Annotated in this window: 32 protein-coding genes and 1 tRNA gene; 21 read left to right on the forward strand and 12 right to left on the reverse strand. The window is 70.5% G+C overall.

The window, feature by feature from the left end:
- The 3 genes from EDM22_RS12175 to EDM22_RS12185 all read right to left on the reverse strand — a co-directional run.
- A partial coding sequence (locus EDM22_RS12175) for a hypothetical protein (protein ID WP_138708080.1) occupies positions 1-708 on the reverse strand: 708 nt, incomplete at its 3' end.
- A 70-nt stretch (positions 709-778) separates the two neighbouring features.
- Positions 779-1,057, reverse strand: coding sequence for a hypothetical protein (locus EDM22_RS12180; protein WP_122937324.1), 279 nt, complete (start codon positions 1,055-1,057; stop codon positions 779-781).
- On the reverse strand, positions 1,054-1,446 hold the full coding sequence (locus tag EDM22_RS12185) for a PPOX class F420-dependent oxidoreductase (protein ID WP_122937325.1): 393 nt from the start codon (positions 1,444-1,446) through the stop codon (positions 1,054-1,056). The genes EDM22_RS12180 and EDM22_RS12185 overlap by 4 nt, the downstream gene beginning before the upstream one ends.
- Before the next feature lie 301 nt (positions 1,447-1,747).
- On the opposite strand from EDM22_RS12185, the gene EDM22_RS12190 reads away from it, so the two are divergent.
- The 3 genes from EDM22_RS12190 to EDM22_RS12200 all read left to right on the forward strand — a co-directional run bounded on the left by EDM22_RS12190 (position 1,748) and on the right by EDM22_RS12200 (position 3,453).
- Complete coding sequence (locus EDM22_RS12190) at positions 1,748-2,389, forward strand: hypothetical protein (RefSeq protein ID WP_122937326.1); 642 nt, start codon at positions 1,748-1,750, stop codon at positions 2,387-2,389.
- A 119-nt stretch (positions 2,390-2,508) separates the two neighbouring features.
- Positions 2,509-3,189, forward strand: a complete 681-nt coding sequence (locus tag EDM22_RS12195; protein WP_122937327.1) for an HdeD family acid-resistance protein — start codon at positions 2,509-2,511, stop codon at positions 3,187-3,189.
- A gap of 24 nt (positions 3,190-3,213) precedes the next feature.
- A complete protein-coding gene (locus EDM22_RS12200) occupies positions 3,214-3,453 on the forward strand; it encodes a DUF1653 domain-containing protein (RefSeq protein WP_122937328.1) in 240 nt (79 codons plus the stop codon).
- A 40-nt stretch (positions 3,454-3,493) separates the two neighbouring features.
- On the opposite strand, the gene EDM22_RS12205 is transcribed toward EDM22_RS12200, so the two are convergent.
- The 7 genes from EDM22_RS12205 to EDM22_RS12230 are packed head-to-tail and all read right to left on the reverse strand — an operon-like array spanning position 3,494 to position 8,023.
- Complete coding sequence (locus tag EDM22_RS12205; RefSeq protein ID WP_122937329.1) at positions 3,494-3,946, reverse strand: pilus assembly protein TadG-related protein; 453 nt, start codon at positions 3,944-3,946, stop codon at positions 3,494-3,496.
- The gene (locus EDM22_RS20045; RefSeq protein WP_138708081.1) at positions 3,943-4,338 is read right to left on the reverse strand and encodes a hypothetical protein; all 396 of its coding nucleotides are present in this window, start codon (positions 4,336-4,338) and stop codon (positions 3,943-3,945) included. Before EDM22_RS20045 ends, EDM22_RS12205 begins: the two co-directional genes overlap by 4 nt.
- A gap of 55 nt (positions 4,339-4,393) precedes the next feature.
- Positions 4,394-4,786 carry a TadE/TadG family type IV pilus assembly protein gene (locus EDM22_RS12215; RefSeq protein ID WP_342768522.1) on the reverse strand — a complete coding sequence of 131 codons (393 nt, stop codon included), beginning with the start codon at positions 4,784-4,786 and terminating at the stop codon, positions 4,394-4,396.
- Complete coding sequence (locus EDM22_RS19585) at positions 4,780-4,947, reverse strand: hypothetical protein (RefSeq protein WP_170964113.1); 168 nt, start codon at positions 4,945-4,947, stop codon at positions 4,780-4,782. Before EDM22_RS19585 ends, EDM22_RS12215 begins: the two co-directional genes overlap by 7 nt.
- Positions 4,948-4,989: 42 nt before the next feature.
- Positions 4,990-5,937 carry a type II secretion system F family protein gene (locus EDM22_RS12220; RefSeq protein ID WP_122937331.1) on the reverse strand — a complete coding sequence of 316 codons (948 nt, stop codon included), beginning with the start codon at positions 5,935-5,937 and terminating at the stop codon, positions 4,990-4,992.
- Positions 5,925-6,785, reverse strand: a complete 861-nt coding sequence (locus EDM22_RS12225; RefSeq protein ID WP_122937332.1) for a type II secretion system F family protein — start codon at positions 6,783-6,785, stop codon at positions 5,925-5,927. Before EDM22_RS12225 ends, EDM22_RS12220 begins: the two co-directional genes overlap by 13 nt.
- Positions 6,782-8,023 carry a TadA family conjugal transfer-associated ATPase gene (locus EDM22_RS12230; protein WP_122937333.1) on the reverse strand — a complete coding sequence of 414 codons (1,242 nt, stop codon included), beginning with the start codon at positions 8,021-8,023 and terminating at the stop codon, positions 6,782-6,784. The genes EDM22_RS12225 and EDM22_RS12230 overlap by 4 nt, the downstream gene beginning before the upstream one ends.
- Positions 8,024-8,159: 136 nt before the next feature.
- Here EDM22_RS12230 and EDM22_RS12235 point away from each other — a divergent pair, with 136 nt between their 5' ends.
- From EDM22_RS12235 to EDM22_RS12250, 4 genes are all read left to right on the forward strand, one after another.
- Positions 8,160-8,357 (forward strand): hypothetical protein, encoded by a 198-nt coding sequence (locus EDM22_RS12235; protein WP_138708082.1) that lies wholly within the window; start codon positions 8,160-8,162, stop codon positions 8,355-8,357.
- An 82-nt stretch (positions 8,358-8,439) separates the two neighbouring features.
- Positions 8,440-10,119, forward strand: a complete 1,680-nt coding sequence (locus tag EDM22_RS12240; RefSeq protein WP_122937335.1) for an alkaline phosphatase D family protein — start codon at positions 8,440-8,442, stop codon at positions 10,117-10,119.
- Between the two features lie 122 nt (positions 10,120-10,241).
- Positions 10,242-10,637, forward strand: a complete 396-nt coding sequence (locus EDM22_RS12245; protein WP_122937336.1) for a hypothetical protein — start codon at positions 10,242-10,244, stop codon at positions 10,635-10,637.
- A gap of 91 nt (positions 10,638-10,728) precedes the next feature.
- Positions 10,729-10,809 (forward strand) — tRNA-Leu (locus EDM22_RS12250).
- A 1-nt stretch (position 10,810) separates the two neighbouring features.
- Here EDM22_RS12250 and EDM22_RS12255 read toward each other — a convergent pair.
- Entirely contained in the window at positions 10,811-11,980 is a 1,170-nt protein-coding gene (locus EDM22_RS12255; protein ID WP_122937337.1) for a site-specific integrase, read from the reverse strand.
- A complete protein-coding gene (locus EDM22_RS12260) occupies positions 11,973-12,518 on the reverse strand; it encodes a hypothetical protein (RefSeq protein WP_122937338.1) in 546 nt (181 codons plus the stop codon). Before EDM22_RS12260 ends, EDM22_RS12255 begins: the two co-directional genes overlap by 8 nt.
- Before the next feature lie 102 nt (positions 12,519-12,620).
- On the opposite strand from EDM22_RS12260, the gene EDM22_RS12265 reads away from it, so the two are divergent.
- The 14 genes from EDM22_RS12265 to EDM22_RS12330 all read left to right on the forward strand — a co-directional run bounded on the left by EDM22_RS12265 (position 12,621) and on the right by EDM22_RS12330 (position 18,900).
- Positions 12,621-12,827 (forward strand): helix-turn-helix transcriptional regulator, encoded by a 207-nt coding sequence (locus EDM22_RS12265; protein ID WP_122937339.1) that lies wholly within the window; start codon positions 12,621-12,623, stop codon positions 12,825-12,827.
- Positions 12,827-13,015, forward strand: a complete 189-nt coding sequence (locus tag EDM22_RS12270; RefSeq protein ID WP_122937340.1) for an HPF/RaiA family ribosome-associated protein — start codon at positions 12,827-12,829, stop codon at positions 13,013-13,015. The genes EDM22_RS12265 and EDM22_RS12270 overlap by 1 nt, the downstream gene beginning before the upstream one ends.
- Entirely contained in the window at positions 13,012-13,605 is a 594-nt protein-coding gene (locus EDM22_RS12275; RefSeq protein WP_122937341.1) for a hypothetical protein, read from the forward strand. The genes EDM22_RS12270 and EDM22_RS12275 overlap by 4 nt, the downstream gene beginning before the upstream one ends.
- The gene (locus tag EDM22_RS12280) at positions 13,605-13,787 is read left to right on the forward strand and encodes a hypothetical protein (RefSeq protein WP_122937343.1); all 183 of its coding nucleotides are present in this window, start codon (positions 13,605-13,607) and stop codon (positions 13,785-13,787) included. The genes EDM22_RS12275 and EDM22_RS12280 overlap by 1 nt, the downstream gene beginning before the upstream one ends.
- A gap of 3 nt (positions 13,788-13,790) precedes the next feature.
- Positions 13,791-14,546, forward strand: coding sequence for a helix-turn-helix domain-containing protein (locus tag EDM22_RS12285; RefSeq protein ID WP_122937345.1), 756 nt, complete (start codon positions 13,791-13,793; stop codon positions 14,544-14,546).
- Positions 14,543-14,785 (forward strand): WhiB family transcriptional regulator, encoded by a 243-nt coding sequence (locus EDM22_RS12290; RefSeq protein WP_170964114.1) that lies wholly within the window; start codon positions 14,543-14,545, stop codon positions 14,783-14,785. The genes EDM22_RS12285 and EDM22_RS12290 overlap by 4 nt, the downstream gene beginning before the upstream one ends.
- A gap of 11 nt (positions 14,786-14,796) precedes the next feature.
- Positions 14,797-15,159, forward strand: coding sequence for a hypothetical protein (locus EDM22_RS12295; protein ID WP_138708083.1), 363 nt, complete (start codon positions 14,797-14,799; stop codon positions 15,157-15,159).
- Between the two features lie 130 nt (positions 15,160-15,289).
- On the forward strand, positions 15,290-15,667 hold the full coding sequence (locus tag EDM22_RS12300; RefSeq protein ID WP_122937350.1) for an NAD(P)-dependent oxidoreductase: 378 nt from the start codon (positions 15,290-15,292) through the stop codon (positions 15,665-15,667).
- Between the two features lies 1 nt (position 15,668).
- Positions 15,669-15,863 carry a hypothetical protein gene (locus EDM22_RS12305; RefSeq protein ID WP_122937351.1) on the forward strand — a complete coding sequence of 65 codons (195 nt, stop codon included), beginning with the start codon at positions 15,669-15,671 and terminating at the stop codon, positions 15,861-15,863.
- Positions 15,863-16,678: a hypothetical protein gene (locus EDM22_RS12310; protein WP_122937353.1), complete on the forward strand. Its 816-nt coding sequence runs from the start codon at positions 15,863-15,865 to the stop codon at positions 16,676-16,678. Before EDM22_RS12305 ends, EDM22_RS12310 begins: the two co-directional genes overlap by 1 nt.
- A 455-nt stretch (positions 16,679-17,133) precedes the next feature.
- A complete protein-coding gene (locus EDM22_RS12315) occupies positions 17,134-17,508 on the forward strand; it encodes a hypothetical protein (protein WP_122937355.1) in 375 nt (124 codons plus the stop codon).
- Positions 17,509-17,619: 111 nt separating this feature from the next.
- Positions 17,620-18,177 (forward strand): hypothetical protein, encoded by a 558-nt coding sequence (locus EDM22_RS12320; protein WP_138708084.1) that lies wholly within the window; start codon positions 17,620-17,622, stop codon positions 18,175-18,177.
- Between the two features lie 51 nt (positions 18,178-18,228).
- On the forward strand, positions 18,229-18,699 hold the full coding sequence (locus EDM22_RS12325; RefSeq protein WP_122937359.1) for a hypothetical protein: 471 nt from the start codon (positions 18,229-18,231) through the stop codon (positions 18,697-18,699).
- 18 nt (positions 18,700-18,717) lie between these two features.
- A complete protein-coding gene (locus tag EDM22_RS12330; RefSeq protein WP_122937361.1) occupies positions 18,718-18,900 on the forward strand; it encodes a hypothetical protein in 183 nt (60 codons plus the stop codon).
- Position 18,901 lies beyond the last annotated feature (1 nt).

An 18,901-nucleotide genomic window follows, 5' to 3' on the forward strand; every position in this document is an offset into this window, starting at 1 on the left:
GCGGTCGCGCGCGTCACGCGCGTCGGCTTCGGCGCGGTCGCGCTCGGCGCGGGCCCGTTCCGCGGCGCCCTGTTCCGCGCTGCGTTCGCCGGCGGCATCCGTGGAGGCCTTCGCCGCATCGCGTCCGGCGGCTCCGTCGTCTGCGGTGCCCGCCCGCGAGGCAGGCGCGCGCCTCGCCGTCGTCGGCCGACCCGCGGTTGCCTCGCCGGCGACGGCCCCGTCGAGGTCGACCGCGTCGAGGCCGACGGCCTGCAGGCTCCGCACGAGTCGGCCGGTGCGCACCGCCTCCCCCGCGGCCGCGTCGATGGTGCCCGCGATGAGGGTCTGCTCCACCTCGTCGAGCACCGCGCGCGACGGGCTGCGGTCGGCGGCATCGCCCAGTGCGGCCGCCTGCTGCAGCAACGAGGCCACGAGCTTGCGCCGCTCGCCGGCGAGACGGGTCAACTCCCGGCCATCGCCGGCGGCTTGCGCCTCGCGGAGTTCGGCGCCCAGTGCCACGAGCTCGTCGAGCCCGTCGGCGTGCTCGCGGGCGACGGCGTTCGCGATCCACGCCGCGGGCGACGGCTTGCGCAGCCCGCCGATGCGCGCGGCGAGCTCGGGATCGCCGGGCTTGGCCGCCTTGGCCCGGGCGTTCCGCGCCGCCGTGAACTCCTCGGGCACGAGCGCGTAGAGCTCCTCGGCCGCGACGGTCAGCGCGTCGGTCGCCATGCCGTCCATCTTGGCCCGTCGGTCAGCCCGTGTCGTGGCTCGCCAGTCATCCCGTGTCTTCGCCCGCCGGTCACCCCGTTGCGACGAGCACGAGGATGATCCCCTGGCTGATGGCGACGAACGCGCCCACGACCATCGCCACGACCGAGACCCACTGCGGTCCCGTGCGCGGGTCGCGACGAGCCTGCCGATACCCGATGACGCCGAGCACGATCGCGATGAGCGCGACGGGAAGCGCCCAGGTGGCGGGCAGCAGCACCGACGCGATCGCGAGCAGCACCCCGGCGATCGCGGCGAGCGAGAGGCGGCGCGGCTGCGCGTCGCCGTCGCCCGTGCGGTTCGCGCTCATCGCCCGGTCACCTTCTCGATGCGCATCACGAGGATGACGCGGTCGGCCCGATCGGCGGGCGCCTGCGTGCCGGGGTTGCCGTACCTCCGGCCGAGGCGCACGTAGAACGCCCCCTCGGGGTCGGGGATCACCTCGACCAGGCGGCCGCGCACCTCGACGTACTTGTACGGCGCCTCGGGATCGATCGCCTCGAGCGTCATCCGCGGGTCGCCCTGCAGGTTGCGGAACTTCTTGCGCTTCGTCGTGTGGGTGAAGCGCAGCGTGTCGCCGTCGCGTTCGAACCACATCGGGTTCACCTGCACGCTCCCGTCGGGCCGCACCGTGCCGAGGTGGCCGAAGACGGGCGCGGCGAGGATGCGGGCGAAGTGCTCGTCGATCTCCACGGTCATGCGTCCCAGTCAACCGCACTCCGGCACCGTGCGCCGCCGAGCCGGGCGGCGGGCGAGCGGATGCCGCGTCCGACCGCCCACGTCGGCCTGTCGCTTCGCGCGCGGAGCCATTCGCTCGTGTCACCGCGCGGCTGAGCCCGCAGAAGTCATGCAAACCGATACATTCAGGCTCAAGGCAGGACGATCGGTCGTCGAACGGCCCGCCAGGCACCGAGAGAACGGAATGCGGATGGAACGGTCCGATCGAGCACTGAGGGAATTCTTCGGCTCGTTGCAGTCGGTAGGCGGTACGCCTGCGCCGGTGGCGGTGCGCCCGGTGCGCGACGTGGCCGACGTGCTGCTCGACCGCGTCATCGCGGAGGAATCCGAAGTGCTGCATCAGGGCTTCCGGGCCGGTGCCGAGTACGCCGTCACCCGCATGGACTCGGAGCGCGAGCGGGTGCTCCATCGGCTCGAATGCTCGGTGCTCGAGCCGCAGCTCGACCGCCGTGCGCAGTGGACCGACGCGCGCCGCGCGCGACTCCTGGCCGACCACTCGTACCGGCTGCCGCTCCCCACGCTCCTGACCCGCGACGACGCCCGAAGCCTCGACCCCGTGCGCAGCTGCAAGGTCTGCTGGCCCAACGTGCATGGCAGCGAGCCGCGACCGCTGCGCAAGCTGCAGGCCCGCGGACTGCGCGCCCAGCACGTCGGCCACGTGCTCGCCACGCCGGGCGGCGACTCGCTGGGCCCGATCGTGAGCACCGCGAGCCATTCGACCACCGGCGACGACGGACAGCGACGTGAGGTCGTCGAGGTCGTGACCTCGTGGCACCGCCTCGAGTACGCCCCGTCGGACTCCGTGTACATCTGGGACCTGCCCACCGATTCCGAGGCGATCGAGCGCAAGATGCGACTGTTCGCGCGCCTGGGCTCCGACCTCAGCCCGGCCGACTCCGACTGATCGGGCCCGCGCGGCGCGGTCGTGAGGCCGCCGCGCAGGCGAGCGGATGCCGCGAACCGGGGCTGCGACGCGACCGCGCCGTATGGCGATGTCGGCGCCGCGCAGTGCGAGGATGGAGCGTGGCCCACCGCGAGCGGGAGACGTCCGGTGCCGGCGCCTCGGCGCTGACGCGTCCTTGGCCTGCGCGCACACCCTGGTGGCTGCTCCTCGTGCTCGGCGTCGGCGCCGTCGCGATCGGACTCGCGCTGTGCCTCGACGCGAACGCCCCGCTGCCGGAGATCTTCCTGCTGATCGCGCTCGGGTTCCTCGTGTGCGGTCTCGACGACCTCCTCATCCTCGACGAGCCGCGCCCACGACCGGTGCCCGTGATCATCGGCGTCTCGTTCATCGTGTTCGGCGTGCTCGCCGCAGCCTGGGGACCGCGCTATCCGGTGGTGCTCGCCTACGCGATCGCCGGCGTGCTCGGACTCGCGGGCATGGGCCGCATCCTCGCACCGCTCCTTCGCGGCGAGCGCACGCGCCTGCTCACGGTCACGCGGGGCATCGTCGAGATCGCGCTCGCGATCATCGTGTTCTTCGTGCCCTTCACGACGCTCGTGGTGCTCGCGATCGGGTTCGGCATCCGCGTCATCGTGTCGGGCGTGCGCCTCGGGTACACGGCGCTGCGGGTCGCGCGACCGGCGGCGGCGCCCGCGGCAACCGAGGAGGCGGCGCCTCATCCGCCCACACGACCGATCGACACGATCCCCGCCGACGGCGCCGCGCCCGAACCCGGATCCGCCGCCGACCCGAGCGCCTGACCGCGGCGTCCGTACGATGGCCTGATGACCGAACCGACGGATGCCGCGGCGATCGAGCCCGGCGTCTACGAGCATTACAAGGGCGCCCGCTACGAGGTGCTCTTCGTCGCCCGGCACAGCGAGACCGAGGAGGAGTTCGTCGTGTACCGGCAGCTCTACGGCGACGGCGGCCATTGGGTGCGCCCGGCCGCGATGTTCGCCGAGACGGTCGAGCGCGACGGGTGGATCGTGCCGCGCTTCGCTCGAGTCTCACCGCAACCCTAGCCGCAGGCCCCTGCCTCGCGCCGCCGGACGGCGCTCCCGGTCAGTGGAACACCGACCGAGCCGTCGCCGTGACCTCGATCGGCACGGTCACCGGCACGAAGTCGGTGCTGATCGGCGCGTGCCACACCGCCCGCAACGTGATGGTGGCGCTCTGTCCGTCGTCGGATGCCGCGCGCACGAGCTCGAGGCCTTCGAGGCTGTGGCCGGCATCGCCCAGGTAGTCCGCCGCGGCATCCGCGACCGCGACGGAGTCGAGTTCGAGTTCGAGCCGCTCCCCCTCGATGCGCACGCTGTCGAGCTCCCACGCCTCGGCGGCGGCGAGCGCGGCGCCGTCGGCAAGCGTGAAGAGCCGCTTGCGTTCGAGGTAGAGCGAACTCGCCGAGACCACGACGAGCACGAGCGCGAGGCCGAGCACGCAGTAGAAGATCGTGAGCAGGAGCGTGGACCCGGTCTCGTCGCTCGGGTCGGTTCGGTGCGGCTGCTCTGGGTTCACGGCGCGCCGACCCCGAAGCGCGAGACCGTCTGGGTGGCGCTCGCCTCGAGCGGCACGCTGGCGATCGGAGTGATCGCGAGCACCTCCGGCATGAGCGGGAGCGCGACGGCGGCTCGCACTCGAGCGGTGACCCGCGATCCAGGTTGCGTGCAGTCCCCGCTGCACGAGAGCGTGACGGTCGCCGAGCCCGCGTCGACCCCGTAGTCGGCGAGCGCGATCCGCACCGCTCGATCGACCGCTCCCGTCGCTCCGCCGTCACCGCCCTCACCCGTCGCGGCCTGCTGCGCGGCGATGCGGGCCGCCTGCCGGGCAGCGCCCTCGACGCCGAACGCACCCGCCTGGATCGCGGCGACGGCGAGCACGAGGTAGACCAGCGAAACGAGGAGGATCATGCCGACGGTGAGGAACTCGAGCGACGCAGACCCGCGCTCGCTCGTACACCGCGCCTCAGTCGACCGACTCGACCGCGGCATGGCCGGTGACCTCCAATCCGCGTGGCGGACCGATCAGTCCGACGACCGGGAGCGCCGTGACCACCGTGACCGAGATCGCCGGGACCCCGGCGGCGCTCGTCGTCGCGGCGCTGACGTCGGTGCCATACGACGGCGCGACGGCGGCGCCGATGAGCTCCCGTGTGCGCTCCACACCGGCGGCGGGCGAGGATCCCGCGAGCGCCGCGTAGCGCGCTCCTTCGGCCGCCGCGTCGAGCACGGTGTTGCGCACGTGCAGGGCGAGCGCGAGCTGCACCACGGCGAGCACGAGCGTCGTGAGCAGCACGCCGACGAGCGAGAACTCCGCAACCGCCGAGCCGCGCTCGTCGCCGATGAACCCGGTCAGAATCCCACGACGCGGGAGATCGCCTGGTCGAACACGCCGCTGAGCGCTGGCCCCGCCAGCCCCCAGATCACGATCACGAGCCCGGCGGTCATGAGCGTGATGAGCACCCAGCCGGGCACGTCGCCCCGCTCGTCGCTGAGCCGGCGTGCGATCCGATGTGGCATCGGCGTTCCTTTCGTGGAGGTGGAGGATCGGCGAGCGACGCATCAGAAGCCCGCCTGCAGCACGAGGTAGCCGGGGAACAGCGCGAACGCGATCGTGACCGGCAGGATCAGGAAGATGAGGGGCACGAGCATCGCGATCTCCTTGCGGCCGGCGAGCTCGATGAGAGTTCGCTTCGCCTCGGCACGGGCGTCGCCCGCCTGGGCGCGAAGGACCGCGGCGAGGGGGGCGCCACGTTCGAGAGCGCCGAGCACCTGGTCGATCGCGCGTGCCAGGCCCGGGTGGTCGAGCCCGTCGCGCAGGTCGGCGAGGGCGGATGCCAGCGGCACGCCGGCACCGACCGCCGCCACGACCCCCGCGAACTCGCCGGGCAGCTCGCCCGAACCGATGCGGGCGACCCGGCGGATCGAGTCGAGCATTCCCTCGCCAGCGGTCAGGCTCAGGGTGAGGAACTCGAGCACGGTCGCGAGCTCGGCGGAGACGCGAGCGAGCCGCCGACGCGCGGAGCGTTGCAGCAACCAGTCCCGGACTGCGGCACCGAGTGCCGCGGCGATGAAGGGCGCCGCGATGCGGACGACGCCGGGTGCCGTCGCGAAGCCGGGAGCGAGCAGCACGAGCGCCGACGTGCCGGCGAATGCGGCTGCCGCCCAGGCGAGCTGTTCGCCGCGGAAGCGCTCCACCGTCGATGCGGATCCCGCCTGACGGAGTCGCTTCGCGATCGCATCGTTGCCGCCGAGGAGTTGCGATGCCGTCGCGCGAAGGCTCGCGGCGAGCGGTCCGAGCATCACCCCGAACACGGGACTCGGGTCCGACGAGCGTCGCGCGAGCAGCTGGCGCGCCTCGGCGGAGATGTCCGCGACGTAGGGCGCGACGCGCGCCATGAGCCGGGGTCGTCCGAATCGAGGGGTCGCCACGACGACGAGCCAGAGGCCGAGGCCGAGCACGACGCCGAGCAGCACGCTCACCGCGGGGACCGCGTTCAGTGGAACCATCGGCGCTCCTCGGGGAGCCGACCGAGCCCGATCATGAGCCGGTAGGCGATCAGCGTCACTGCGACACCGCACAGGATGAGGGCGGTGCCGGCCACGGAGTCGTACGCGACGAGCGTCTCGGGACGACTGGCGAGCACCACGAGCAGCAGCCAGGGGGCTGCGACCCCGAGGCGGGCCGCGTTGCGGATCCACGACTGGCGCGCGACCACCTCGGCACGGAGCGCCGCATCCTCGCGCAGGTAGCCCGACAGTCCGCGGAGCACCGCGGTGACATCCGTGCCGCCGACCTCGCGCGCCATGCGCAGGGTCTCGAGGATCCGGTCGGCGACCGGGTCGGCGAGCGCGGACTTCAGGCTGTCGAGGCTCGCCCCGAAGTTGCCGGTGCGCCGGAACTCGTCGGCGAACGCGGCGAAGGCGCCCCGGGTGGCGGCCGGACCGAGTTCGGCCAGCGCCCCGATGCTGTCGGGCAGCGACATGCCCGCGCGCACCGACGACACCAGGTGGTCGACGACGTCGGGCCAGATCGCGCGGTTCGCGGTGCGCCGCCGGTTCGCGCGGCCGCGGATCACGACCGGCACGAGCGCAGCGCCGAGCACGCCCGCCACGATCGTGAGCACGGGGACCCCGAAAACGGCTTGCGCGAGGGCGGTGCCGACGACGGCGAGCAACAGTGCGACGACGACCACGACTCCCAACGGAACCGTGCCGAGGCCGGCGAGCGCGAGTTCGTCGCGCACGGGCGACCCGATGCGTGCCTGCGTCGCAGGTGACGAGCCTGCGGGCCAGAGGAGCGGCGACACGACGAGGAGCAGGCCGAGTCCGAGCAGTGCTCCGAGGGCGAGGCTCATGCGGCGGCACCGTCGAGGACGACGTCGGGGTCGAAGCCGGCAGCGCGATACTTCCCGAGTCGGGCCGGTCGCGCGCCGGTGGGCGAGAGGCATCCGTCGACCGTCGTGAAGAGCAGTTCGGAGTCGACCATCGCGTCGGCGACCAGCCCGTTCGGTGCCGCGATCTCGGCGACGCGACGACGACCGTTGCGGTCGATCGTGAGATGCACCACGAGGTCGATGCAGCTCGCGACGGTCGGTACGACGAAGGACGCGTCGATGTTGCGCCCGGCGAGGAGCGGCAGCGTGCTGAGCTTGATGAGCGCGTCGCGCGCCGAGTTCGCGTGGATCGTGCACATGCCCGGCAGGCCGGAGTTCAGGGCGATGAGCAGGTCGAGGCTCTCGGCCTCGCGCACCTCTCCGACGATGAGCCGGTCGGGCCGCATGCGCAGTGCCTCCTTGATGAGGCGGCGGAGCGTGACCTCGCCCGTGCCCTCCAGGCTCGGCTGACGGCACTGCATCGACACGAGGTCGCGCACGTCCAGGTCGAGTTCGAACGTCTCCTCGACCGTCACGACGCGGTCGCCGCTGCGCGCGCCGGACATGAGCGCGTTGAGCATCGTGGTCTTGCCCGTGTGCGTCGCCCCCGAGACGAGGATGTTCGCGCCGGCGAGCACGCTCATGCGCAGGAACTCCGCCGCCTGCTGGGTGAGGGATCCGAGCTCGACGAGCTCCGGGAGCGAGCGGATGCGCTGCCGGAACTTGCGGATGTTCACCGCCCAGTGGGCGCGCGTGACATCCGGGATCACGACATGGAGCCGCGAACCATCGGGCAGCGACGCGTCGACGAACGGCGACGACAGGTCGACGCGACGACCGGAGGGCTGCAGCATCCGCTCGACCAGGTCGCGCACCTCTCGGTCGGAGAGCACGAGCGTCGTGAGCTCGGGCACGCCGTCGCGGGCGATGAACACCCGCGTCGGCGAATTCAGCCAGATCTCTTCGACGGTGGGGTCGTCGAAGAACGGCTGCAGCGGGCCGTAGCCGGTGAGCGACGCCACGACGTCGCGGGCCGTGCCCGCCTCGTCGCCCAGCTGCGCGTGCGCCCCGCCGAGCGCCCGCTCGGAGTACCGGCGCACCTCCTCGTGTGCGTAGCGGGCCGCGACCGACTCATCTCGGGCGAGATCGACGCCCTCCCGCAGCACCCGCGTGCGCACGCGCTCGGCGATGGTGCGCACGGGATCGGTCATGCGGTCCATCTTGGAGAACCGGCCGGATGCCGCCGCGGACTTATCCACATCGGGCACTCGGATGCCACGGTTGACCCACGCCGCGCGACCGGCGTAGCGTTCGGCGCGTCGGCTCGCGGTCGGGTCGGCGTGAGGGGGGACCGCAATGGGAACGAAGCAGGTGACGGGGTCGTCGTTCGACGGGCTCGTGGAGGCGTTCGCCGGGGTGCTGGACGAGCATGCGCCGACCACGAACACACCACGCGACTACACGGTCGTCGGGTGGAGGGCGCAGGCGGGCGGGCCCGTCGGGAAGCGCATCTACTACGTCGACGTGGAGGTCTCGGGACCCGACGTCGAGTAGGTCCGCGGCTCGTCACCGAGCGTGCGCGGCGTTCAGCGCAACCCGTGGCGAACTCGAAGGAAGACGGCGTAGAACAGGGGGCATGACAACGTCGGCGCTGCTGCTCGGCCCGATGCTGCGGTACGTCGACGAGACGTCCGCGAGCGTCTGGGTCGAGACGCGCTCGGCGTGCCGGGTGAGCGTGCACGCCGACGGGCGGTCGTGGCGGGCCCGCACGTTCGGCGTGCACGGGCACCACTACGCGCTCGTCGCGGTCGACGGGCTCGAGCCCGGCACCGAACGCTCGTACGAGGTGCGGCTCGACGACGAGCAGGTGTGGCCCGAGTCCGGGTCCGAGTACCCGCCGTCGGTGATCGCCACCCGCACGCCGGGCAAGCCGCTCCGCATGGCGTTCGGGTCGTGCCGCACGAGTGTTCCGCACGACCGCGCGGGCAACCGCACGCACGGCGTCGATTCGCTGCGGGCGTTCGCGCTCGCGGTGGCGGAGGACCGCGGCATCCGACCCGACCTGCTGCTCTTCCTCGGCGACCAGGTGTACGCCGACTCGACGTCGAAGGAGATGCAGGAGTTCATCCGCAGTCGCCGCGACATCCGCGAGGAGCCCGGCAAGGAGCTGAAGGACTACGAGGAGTACGCGCACCTCTACCAACTGGCGTGGTCGGATGCCGCGAACCGGTGGCTGCTGTCGTGCCTGCCGACCGCGATGATCTTCGACGACCACGACATCCGCGACGACTGGAACGCCTCGCTCGACTGGAAGAAGAAGATGCAGGCCACGTCGTGGTGGCACGGCCGCATCGTCGCCGGGCTCGCCGCGTACTGGGTGTACCAGCACCTCGGCAACCTCTCGCCGCAGGAGCGCGCGGACGACGAGCTGTGGCAGCGGATCGGCGGGTACGACGGCCCGGACGAGCTCGACCTCACCGAGGTCATCGACGCGTTCGCCGACCGGTGCGACTCGCACCCGAACACCTACCGCTGGAGCTACTGCCGCGACCTCGACGACGTGCGGCTCATCGTCGTCGACTCGCGGGTGTCGCGCGACCTCACGCCGTCGCACCGCGGACTGGTGAACGCGCAGGAGCTCGCGTGGTTCGACGAGCACCTGCGCGGGGGCTTCCGGCATGTGCTCGTGGCGACCTCCCTGCCGTTCCTGCTGCCGATGGGCTTGCACAACGTCGAGGCGTGGGACGAGGCGATCGCGCAGGGCGCGTGGGGCCGGCCGGCCGCGTGGGTCGGCGAGCGGCTGCGGCAGGCCGTCGACCTCGAGCACTGGGCGGCGTTCCAGAACAGCTTCCAGGCGGTCGCCCGATTCGTCACCGAGCTGGCCGACGGCGACGGCGACCGCGGGCCCGCGCCGCAGAGCATCACCTTCCTCTCGGGCGACGTGCACTACTCCTACCTCGCCGAGGTCGACCGCGACGACGGGAGCCGCATCGTGCAGGCCGTGTGCTCGCCGGTGCGCAACCCGCTCCCCCGGTTCCTGCGCTGGTTCGCGGTCGTGATGTCGTACGGCGTGGCCACCCCGATCGGCGCGGCGGCCGCGCGATCGGTGAAGGTGCCCGATCCGCCGTTCGACTGGCACACGATCGAGGGGCCGTGGTTCGACAACAACCTCGCGGTGCTGCAGGACGGCCCCGACGGTCTGGCGATGACGTGGCACACCGGCGTGATCGACCACGGCGACGAGCTGCACCCACGGCTCGAGCAGGTGGCATCCGTCGTCGTCTCGGCCCGTCGCGAGGCGGAGCAGTCGGCCTGAGCCGCGCGCGTGCCGCTCGGCTTCGAGGCACGGCGAGCGGATGCCGCGGCTGCGCGCCGACACGGCGCGTTCAGGACTTTCGAACCGCAGATCCGCCCCGCGCCGCCGCTACAGTCGGGGCCATGCCGGACTTCGCGCGCAGGTACGACGAGTGGAACGTGGTGCTGCAGGGCCTCGCGCTCGGCTGCCTCGCGATCGCCACCGACCGGCTGCCCGCGAGTCGGGCGCGCATCGAGCCCGCGTTCTCGGCGGCGTGGCGCGAGTGGTCCGGGGCCGGCGAGTTCCGCGAGATCGAGGCGCGCGAGTTCGACCTCTTCGCCATGCGCGCGGTGCGACGCAACGCCGACCACGCCAGCTGGGAGTGGGGGCGCGTGTGGTACCCGGTGCTCACCGACCCCTCGGGGAACGCGGCGGCCGCGCTCGAGGCCTTCGCCGCGGGCGGCCCCGTCTCTGCGGGCAGCTGGATGCAGTTCGCCGAGCTCTTCGCCGCGCAGCTGCCGGGCAGCGTCACGGTCTGACGCGCTGCTGCCGGCGGTTCAGGGCGTCGGATGCCGCCGCCTCGCGCCGCGGAGCCGGCCGCCTCACGACGCCTAGACTGATCGGGCACTCGCGGGAGTGGTGAAATGGTAGACACGCAGGATTTAGGTTCCTGTGCCTTCGGGCGTGTGGGTTCGAGTCCCACCTTCCGCACTCAGGATTTCACCACAACTCCCCCGGATTTCCGCGGAAGTTCGACCACCTCGCCGCCCCTCGTAGCCTCGCGTGACAACGGCTTGGCAACAATCGCAGCGGTGCGTGCCTCATCGAGGGCCGTCGAAACCGCGGTCAGGTCGTCGTCGAACAGGTCGGCGTAGACGTCGAGGGTCATCGCCGCGGAGGCGTGACCGAGCATCCGCTGCACGGCCTTCACGTTCGCGCCGGCGCTGATCGCGAGGCTCGCCGCGGTGTGCCGAAGATCATGGATCGTCATCCGCTCGAGACCGGCCGCGGTGAGCGCACGGAGGAACCACGACGTCGTGTTCTCGCTCGTGTTCGGGCGCCGCAGGTGCTCACCATACGGGCCCGCAAACACGAGCTCGTCACGCTCCTTGCCCTCGCAGGCGCGCGCGATCGGCTCGGCGAGGAACGGCGGGAAGGGCACGCTGCGCTCCTCGTGGCTCTTCGGGGTGCCGACGTGGATCTCGCGCCCGACCGCGACGGCGTTCTCGGCGACCTGCAGGCGCTGCCTGAGCGCGTCGACGTGGCGCACGCGCAGCGCGGTCACCTCGCCCCACCGCAGTCCCGTGTACGCGAGCGTGTGCACGATCGTCGCGTGCTCCCCCGATGCGGCCGCCAGGCGCTCGACCTGGTCGTGCGTGAGGTAGACCCGGGCGCGCTTGCCCTTCCGTGGGAGGTTGACGCCGCGGGCAGGGTTCGACGCCAGCCGGCGATCCTTCACGGCGACGTCGAGGATGCCGGCGAGCACGCCGTACGCCCGCAGGACAGTCGTGGCACTCTTCCTTGTGCCGAGCTTGGACACCCACGCCTGCACTTCGGAGTGCCGCACGGAGCCGATCCCGCGGTCGCCCCAGACGGGTTCGACGTGCACTCGCCAGGCGATCTCCACTGGCCGGAGGGAGGAAGGCTTGAGGTGCGTCTGCGTGGCGAGCCACTCGGCACCGAGCTGGCCGATCGTCGCGCGGGCCGCGTTGGCGTCGATGAACTCGCCGCGGGCCTTCGACACCTCGACCTGGGCGAGGAAGAGCTCGGCGTCGCGTTTGGTCGTGAAGCCGCGCTTCTGGCCCTGAGAGCGGTCCGGCTTCCGGTACGCGACTCGATAGCGACGGCCGGCGGCACTCTCGTACGAGTGGACGCTACCCATTGGGACGGTCCCATTCCGTGAATCCGAACGGGAAGATCAACCGACGGTCGCGGGCACGGCGGATCCAGACCGTGGCGGTGGGTTGCGTGAGGCCGAGCGCGTCCTGCACAGCCTTGGCCGGTCGAGCACTGACGATCTCGGCCGCCCTGTAGATGCGCGCAACCCAGCGCAGCGTGTCAGGGTCGGAAGGGCCAGCCGCCACGATATCCGCGCGACGCGCGACAACATCCTCAAGACGGAATGCGCCGGAACCCTCGAGCTCCACGGCACCCAGCGCCGTCAGGCCGTCGCGCACGTACTCCTGCAGGCGCAGGTCGCGCAGCATGGCGCCGTTGACCTCCTCACCACCGTCCGCGCGCGCCGCCGTCACCGAATCAATCACGTATCGGCCAGCGGCAAGATCGTAGGACGCCTGGAGTGTGATTCGGGCGTCGATGGCCGGGTCGTCCACGTAGAGCTCAACCTCGGCGTGCACACGGAGGTCCGGTGCGCTCTCCACGAGGTCACCGACGAGCGCTCCCCCATACCCAACTGCCATAAGCGAAGCATATGTGACGCGATTACCTTATGCACGCTTGACGCAACACAATCAGTGTGATTACGTAGTGGCGTCACCAGTGCATACCCAGAGGAGGAGACGATGGAGAAGTACCTGAAGCCGGAGCAGGTGTGTGACCTGATCCCGGGCATGACGAAGACGAACCTCGCGCAGCTGCGGTTCACCGGGAAGGGCCCGAAGTTTCTGAAGCCCACGCCTCGCACCGTGGTCTACCGTGAGCGGGACATTCTCGAGTGGCTCGAGGCGAGCGAGCAGACCATCACGGACCGGGCGAAGGCGAGCGCCTGATGGCGGGCGTCGGCGCCGGCGAGGCGCGCCTGACGCTCGAGGCGGGATCGAGCCGGTTCGTGACGACCGTGCGGATCGCGAGGGGTCCAGTGTCGGCGTCGACGATGCGCGAGGCGCTGCCGGCGGCCGTCGCGTCGATCGAGCGGCAGCTGGAGCGGATCCAGTCGCGCGAGGAGCAGACGCAGTGACCGGACAGCGGGACGCCCCGGCCACGCCTGGCCGGGGCGAGATCGAAACCAACTACCAGGAAGGAACGACCATGGAGACCATCATCGCAGGCTACGAGGTCGACGAACTCAGTAACAGCCCGGAGCTTCGCGAGTGGTGCGCGCGGGTGCGCCAGGCGCACAAGGATGTGGGTCCGATCCCGCAGGATGACCCGCGCGCAGAGCAGGTGTTCGAGCGCTACCCGAATGCGTTCAAGTCGCTCCGCGGGTGGTCGCGCCGGGCTCTTCAGGACTCGTACTTCACGGTGTTCGTCGGCCCGACGCTCGACGTCCCTCCAGTGCCGGCGCCAGCGTGGGCTGCGTCTGTCGAGCACGACTGGCGCCACCGCAGCGTCCTGGTGGCGTTCATGTCGGACGTCGTCGACGGTACGCAGGTGCGGCAGGAGTTCGTCGTCGATGCCCGCACCGCTGAGGTGCGCCGGTTCCCGCCGAAGTTCCGATACGAGGGCGGCCACGGGTGGTGCGAGCTCGGATTCGCCGCCACGAGGCTCGAGGAGCTGTCGGCCGCGGTGCCTCAGGCTCGGCAGCTGCTCGCTGTGGGCGGTGCGTGATGGCCACCCGGGAGGAGCGCTTCGAGCGCGCGGCCGAGATCCTCCTCGATATCGCGGAGCGGATCCTGCGGGAGGACGAAGAGGCTGCCCTGGCGGCCGCGCTCGCTGAGCTGGTCGTCGATGGTGAGGCGGCGTCGATCGCCGAGGCGGCCGCGATGCTGCGAGCTGATTCGAAGGGATGACCCGTGGGATTCAAGGACGCGAGTTGGGCCTACGGGCTCGCGCTGCCGATGATGCAGAAGGTGGTGCTCGCGGCCGTGTGTTTCGCAACCGACGACAAGACGCACGAGACCATCGTCGGTCAGGGTCGCATCGCGTCAATGACCGGGGCGTCCGTCGACTCGGTACGGCGGGCGCTCCGTGAGCTCGAGGCGATGGGCGCCATCAGTCGGTCGAGGCGGGCGGGCGCGGGCGGGTATCGGACGTCAGATCTCACGGTGGTGGACCCTACCTTCACGGCACACAGCCCAGTAGGCAGAGCACCTAGTAGGCAGAGCGCCTACAAGGCAGAGCGCCGCAACCTAACCGGCGCACAGCCGTCACCTACCGGGCACGGTGCAGGCGCAGAAGAGATCATCCAGATAGATCATCCAGAAGATCATCCAGTTAACGCCAGCGGGGATCTCTTCGATGAGTTCTATGCGATCTGGCCGAAGAAGGTGAACAAGCCTGCCGCTCGACGCGCGTGGGACAAGGCCGTGACCAAGTGTCCGGCTGAGGAGATCCTCGCTGCGGCCGTCGCGTATCGGGACAACCCGGGGCTCCCGGAGGAGCAGTTCATCCCCTACCCGGCGACCTGGTTGAACGGCGAGCGGTGGAACGACGATCTGCCGGAGTCAGCGACGCAGGCCAGCGACGACCGGAAGGTGATTCGCGGTGGACGCGTCGTGGCCCCCGACGTCCCGGATTTCGGTGTCGAGGAATGGATGTATCGCGCATGAGCGTCGCGTTCCAGGCCTTGAAGCAGCAGATGCTGCGCAGGAGCCCTGCATGCCGGAACGATGACCGGTTCGTCGCTGACGAGCTCGAGGCCGTCGACCAGCGCGAGATGGCCGAGCTGTGCGCGCTCTGCCCGCTCCGGGCTGCGTGCGCGGCGTACGCGGCCGCTGAGCGACCCGCGGCCGGGTTCTGGGCCGGCATCAAGTACCCGCGCCCGCTCGGGCGCCCTCGGAAGGACTGACGATGAACGACATGCATCCCGCGGCCGAGGCGATGAACGACATGCATCCCGCGGCCGAGGCGATCGCCGAGCGACGAGCCCTGGCCGCAGCCAAGGAGGCCGGCGACTACCGGGTGAAGCTGCGCGCCGAGGAGAAGAGATCGGCTCGGCGCCTCGGAGTCGCATTGGAGTACGCCGGCCTGCTCGTGCGCCAGTACGTCGCGACGAGGCTGACGGAGCCGGCGGTCTTCGACCGGTTCGTCGGCCTCGAGGCGGTGGTGGATGATGACGGCCGGCTCGACATGGTCGAGCTGAGGGTCCGCGTCGACGCGCTGGTGCGGCAGCATCCGTCCCTCGGACAAAACGCCGACAGTGATGCGCGCATTCATGCCTGATCGTCGTACACTGATTCGGACGGGTTGAGAAGGAGCCGGAGGCCGCTCAGTCGCAGTCGGAAGCCCCGGGCGGGCACACGCGGGTAGGCGGAGCCATCGCGTGTCACTCACCTAGACCCGGGAGCAGATCATGACCTTCCACCCGTTCAACCCGCTCAGCGACGCCAACCCGGCTCGTGTGCAGGCCGCGCTCGAACGCGGCCACGCGACTGCTGCGGCCCGCGACCCGGGCGCCGTACCGGACCTTCGCGAGCGCGTCGCCGCTCGCCTCGGCCTTGATGCCGACGCATCGAACGAAGCGGTGTTCGCCGCGCTCGACGGCGCTGGCGGCTCAAACTCGGATCCGGTGGACCCTGCCAAGATCGCGGCGCCGGCGGGCCCCGGCGCCGATCTCTACGACCTCGCGTGGGGCGGGGAGCGGCAGACGCGGCAGCCGCGGCAGCCCCTCGAAGCCGCCGATCAGTCGCTGTACGCGAAGGCGTGGGGCGACGACGAGAAGGGCGCCTGACGTGAACATGTACCTGCTCGGCAAGATGCACGACACCCGCTATCAGGTGCTCCGCGAGGGCGTGTCGGTCCAGCTCATCAACGGCAAGTGGCGCGACCTCAAGAAGAACGAATGGGTGCCTGTCGACGCGATGCCTAGCCACGTCGAACACCTCCTCGACGTCAACCTGATCAGGCGGATCGAGGGGAGCGAGTGATGGCCGGCGAGTACGCGGTCAACATCGCCGACTTGTACGTCATTCAGGCGCAGCTGTCCGCCAATGGGATCGCCCTGCCGAAGCCGATCGAGCGTGGCTTCGAGCTGCTCGAGGTCATCCGCGCTCACCAGGCCACTCCCACGGGTGACTTGCTCTCGATGACGGACGAGCAGGCTCGCGGCCGCGTCGACGTTCTCGCGCTCCGCAGCCACCAGGGCGCCCACTCGAGCATCGGCCTCAAGACCGGCGTGGAGCTGTTCCACGAGCAGCTGCTCAGCGAGATCCGCGAGGCGATGCTCCCCGAGCTCGACAGCATCGTGGAGCAGCTGCAGCCGACCTTCGCGGAGCTCTCCAAGCCGCTCGAGGTCGCGGCCCGCGACTTCGGATTCACCTGGCAGACCACCAGTGACCAGGTCATCGACATGGCCAACGAGAAGGCCTCCGCCGCATGGCGAGCAACAGGAGCGGCGATCGGCGCGCTCAGCCGGATCGTGAAGCTCCGCAAGGCGATCTCGACGGCGTTCCACGTCAGCCCGACCCTGCAGGAGATCAACGACCCGTTCTCACTGATCATGGGCGGCTCAGGAGCCCACGTCGACTACAGCGTGTGCTTCGCCGCTGGGGACAACTGGTCGACCACCGGGAACTACTACCTGCACGAACGCATCGACGGCGCACTCAACTGGCTCGCCCTCGCAGCCGGCGGCCTCCGGCTCAACACCCCGGCCGAGGTGCGCGCCAAGCTCGTCAAGCGCCGGCGCGAAGGCATCCCGGCCATCGCCGTCCCGAGCGCTGAAGCGACCTGGGCCGGCTAGAGGTCATCGACTCCCGTGGACGACCGGAAAAGAGCAACTCCTGCTCGGTGGGCGGCGCTCACGGGACTTGCGGGGGGCTCGCTCGGTTGCTGCTCGCGACCCAGACGACACGAGCAGGCGAGCCCCCCATCACCCTCACGCAGCATCAGCGGTCCGGCGGCGCCGCCCTCGACCTCGAAGCGGAGTGGGGCCGGCACCAGCACGACACCCGAACGCCCGTGCTGCGACCCCACTCCCACGAACAGGCACGCACCACGCGATCCCTGGGGAGAGGGAGCAGACGCCGGCCACCCGATCGACGTCGCACGCTACCACGCGGCCACCAGCCGCCGCGAGACCCGCAACACCCCACGGAACGGCCATAAAATCCAGCGCCCCACCCGGAGGGGGACCACCGCCCGGAGGAGTGTTCCGCTCTCCCCGGCTCAGAAAATCATCACTCTGGAGGCGTTCTGATGGCTAGTCGGAAGCATCTGGTCGCGGTGAATCGGCAGATCGTCGCCTCGGGGTTGTCGGAGCGGGGTGAGCATGCTGCGTTGGTGGATCTGGCCCGGAATCTCGCGCGACGCATGGATTCCGCTGGTGAGGGTGATCCGCCGATCTCGGTGGTGAATGCGTATCAGTCGGCGGTGGGCCGGCTGACGCGTGTGGCGGCCGCACAGGGGTCTGCGAAACCGCGGCGAGCTACCGGCGACGAGTCGGTGCGTGAGCAGCCTCCGAACAAGCTCGAGGCGTTCATGCGGCGGTGGCGTGTGCGGCCTGAGGACCGGGCGCGGCCGCGGTCGGAGGAAGACCGGGCGAGCGTCGAGCGGGCGGACGCGGAAGTGTGAGAGCCCGGCTCCGCGCGTCGAGCTAGACCCGCCGCTCACGGGGCGACCGCTCGCAGCGAATCGCCGTCGAGCCCCGCTCGAAGTGTCGGTGGCTGCCGATACGTTGCTGCGGTGAGCACTCAACGATTCCAACCTGTCGACGTGAAGGCGCAGGACCTTCGGGACTACGTGGGCTACAGCATCACGTTCCGCCGTCCTGGCACGATCGACATCGGCCGGGTGGTCGTCAAGGGCAACCTCTTGGGTGTCGAGCAGCAGGACTACATGCGCGGCAACATGCGCCGCCCGGGCTTTGCGCTCCGCTTGCACCATCCCGGCGTCTACGGAGGCAACGATGAGACGTACGGGCCGATCCCCGCCGCGCACGCTGTGACGATCCTCGGACCGTCGCGGCCCGACCCTCGGCCGCCCATGAACGATCTGAGCGATCTATCGCCCTTCGCGCCCTACATCACAGAGGTAGAAGTCACCTTCCGCGGCGGACCTCTCGATGGGACGACCGAGCTGCTCCGCCCGGATGATTTCACCACCGCTGCGCTGCGGAGGATGGATCCTGAGGATCCAGACGTCGTCTACACGTACGACCAGCTGGGGATCTTGAGGCACAGGGGCGTACGCGCGGTGGGCGACTGGCACCTCGTTGGAGCGACGAACACACGCGCGACGTGAACTCAAAGCACGCCGCGCGGCGGTGTGGGTGGGCGGCCGTAGCATCATCTCGTGACCGAGACCGTGGGGCAACCAGACGAGCGCATCGATCAGCTTGAGCTCATCCATGCCGAGGTTGAGGCGCAGCTGCAGTCGTACGCGCAGCGGTTCCAGTCGATGCAGTCCCGTGCTGGCGTGCTCGTCGCTGGTGCGTCGATCGGCGGCTCCCTCGCGTCAAGCACATCGCTGAACTGGGCGACCATCATGGCGATCGTGTTCGCGTTCGCGGCCGCCGTGCTCGGCGCTCTGGCGCTGTTGCCGATGCGTTCGGCGTCGATGGACCTGTGGAATATCCGGCAACGTGTCTACGGCATGACAAAGGGCGGGGGCCTGCTGTGGCTCATCGACCACAAGATCAACCAGCTCAACGCGAATGAGGTGCGTGTGACGAATGGTGCGGTGCTGCTCCGGTTCGGGTTCGCGACGTTCGCGGCGTCGGTGCTGTTCATCCTGATCTCAGCTCTCCTGACCCTCACCGCCTAACTGATCGGAGCCAATCCCATGTCGAACGATGCGAACTACCAGACCCCGCCGCCGCCCGCTGTGATCGTTCCGCCGGCACCGGTGATCGAGCCTTCCGCGTACGTCGCTCTGTTCGAGGGCTACCGCAGCCAGGACGGCGTCGCACCCACGCCTGAGCTCCCGGCGCGCACCGTGTACGCGACCCGCTCGGACGACGAGTAGG

This window comes from Agromyces tardus, from assembly GCF_003710805.1.
Lineage (GTDB): Bacteria > Actinomycetota > Actinomycetes > Actinomycetales > Microbacteriaceae > Agromyces > Agromyces tardus.

Bases quoted from the DNA above. Each gene is read 5' to 3' on its own strand.
- EDM22_RS12225 (WP_122937332.1), bottom strand. From the start codon at position 6,785: ATGAGCCTCGCCCTCGGAGCACTGCTCGGACTCGGCCTGCTCCTCGTC.
- EDM22_RS12290 (WP_170964114.1), top strand. From the start codon at position 14,543: ATGAGCGTCGCGTTCCAGGCCTTGAAGCAGCAGATGCTGCGCAGGAGC.
- EDM22_RS12330 (WP_122937361.1), top strand. From the start codon at position 18,718: ATGTCGAACGATGCGAACTACCAGACCCCGCCGCCGCCCGCTGTGATC.
- EDM22_RS12245 (WP_122937336.1), top strand. From the start codon at position 10,242: ATGCCGGACTTCGCGCGCAGGTACGACGAGTGGAACGTGGTGCTGCAG.
- EDM22_RS12260 (WP_122937338.1), bottom strand. From the start codon at position 12,518: ATGGCAGTTGGGTATGGGGGAGCGCTCGTCGGTGACCTCGTGGAGAGC.
- EDM22_RS12255 (WP_122937337.1), bottom strand. From the start codon at position 11,980: ATGGGTAGCGTCCACTCGTACGAGAGTGCCGCCGGCCGTCGCTATCGA.
- EDM22_RS12265 (WP_122937339.1), top strand. From the start codon at position 12,621: ATGGAGAAGTACCTGAAGCCGGAGCAGGTGTGTGACCTGATCCCGGGC.
- EDM22_RS12310 (WP_122937353.1), top strand. From the start codon at position 15,863: ATGGCCGGCGAGTACGCGGTCAACATCGCCGACTTGTACGTCATTCAG.
- EDM22_RS12315 (WP_122937355.1), top strand. From the start codon at position 17,134: ATGGCTAGTCGGAAGCATCTGGTCGCGGTGAATCGGCAGATCGTCGCC.
- EDM22_RS12240 (WP_122937335.1), top strand. From the start codon at position 8,440: ATGACAACGTCGGCGCTGCTGCTCGGCCCGATGCTGCGGTACGTCGAC.
- EDM22_RS12270 (WP_122937340.1), top strand. From the start codon at position 12,827: ATGGCGGGCGTCGGCGCCGGCGAGGCGCGCCTGACGCTCGAGGCGGGA.
- EDM22_RS20045 (WP_138708081.1), bottom strand. From the start codon at position 4,338: ATGATCCTCCTCGTTTCGCTGGTCTACCTCGTGCTCGCCGTCGCCGCG.
- EDM22_RS12280 (WP_122937343.1), top strand. From the start codon at position 13,605: ATGGCCACCCGGGAGGAGCGCTTCGAGCGCGCGGCCGAGATCCTCCTC.
- EDM22_RS12300 (WP_122937350.1), top strand. From the start codon at position 15,290: ATGACCTTCCACCCGTTCAACCCGCTCAGCGACGCCAACCCGGCTCGT.
- EDM22_RS12230 (WP_122937333.1), bottom strand. From the start codon at position 8,023: ATGGACCGCATGACCGATCCCGTGCGCACCATCGCCGAGCGCGTGCGC.
- EDM22_RS12220 (WP_122937331.1), bottom strand. From the start codon at position 5,937: ATGGTTCCACTGAACGCGGTCCCCGCGGTGAGCGTGCTGCTCGGCGTC.
- EDM22_RS12235 (WP_138708082.1), top strand. From the start codon at position 8,160: ATGGGAACGAAGCAGGTGACGGGGTCGTCGTTCGACGGGCTCGTGGAG.
- EDM22_RS19585 (WP_170964113.1), bottom strand. From the start codon at position 4,947: ATGCCACATCGGATCGCACGCCGGCTCAGCGACGAGCGGGGCGACGTG.
- EDM22_RS12200 (WP_122937328.1), top strand. From the start codon at position 3,214: ATGACCGAACCGACGGATGCCGCGGCGATCGAGCCCGGCGTCTACGAG.
- EDM22_RS12295 (WP_138708083.1), top strand. From the start codon at position 14,797: ATGCATCCCGCGGCCGAGGCGATGAACGACATGCATCCCGCGGCCGAG.
- EDM22_RS12185 (WP_122937325.1), bottom strand. From the start codon at position 1,446: ATGACCGTGGAGATCGACGAGCACTTCGCCCGCATCCTCGCCGCGCCC.
- EDM22_RS12180 (WP_122937324.1), bottom strand. From the start codon at position 1,057: ATGAGCGCGAACCGCACGGGCGACGGCGACGCGCAGCCGCGCCGCCTC.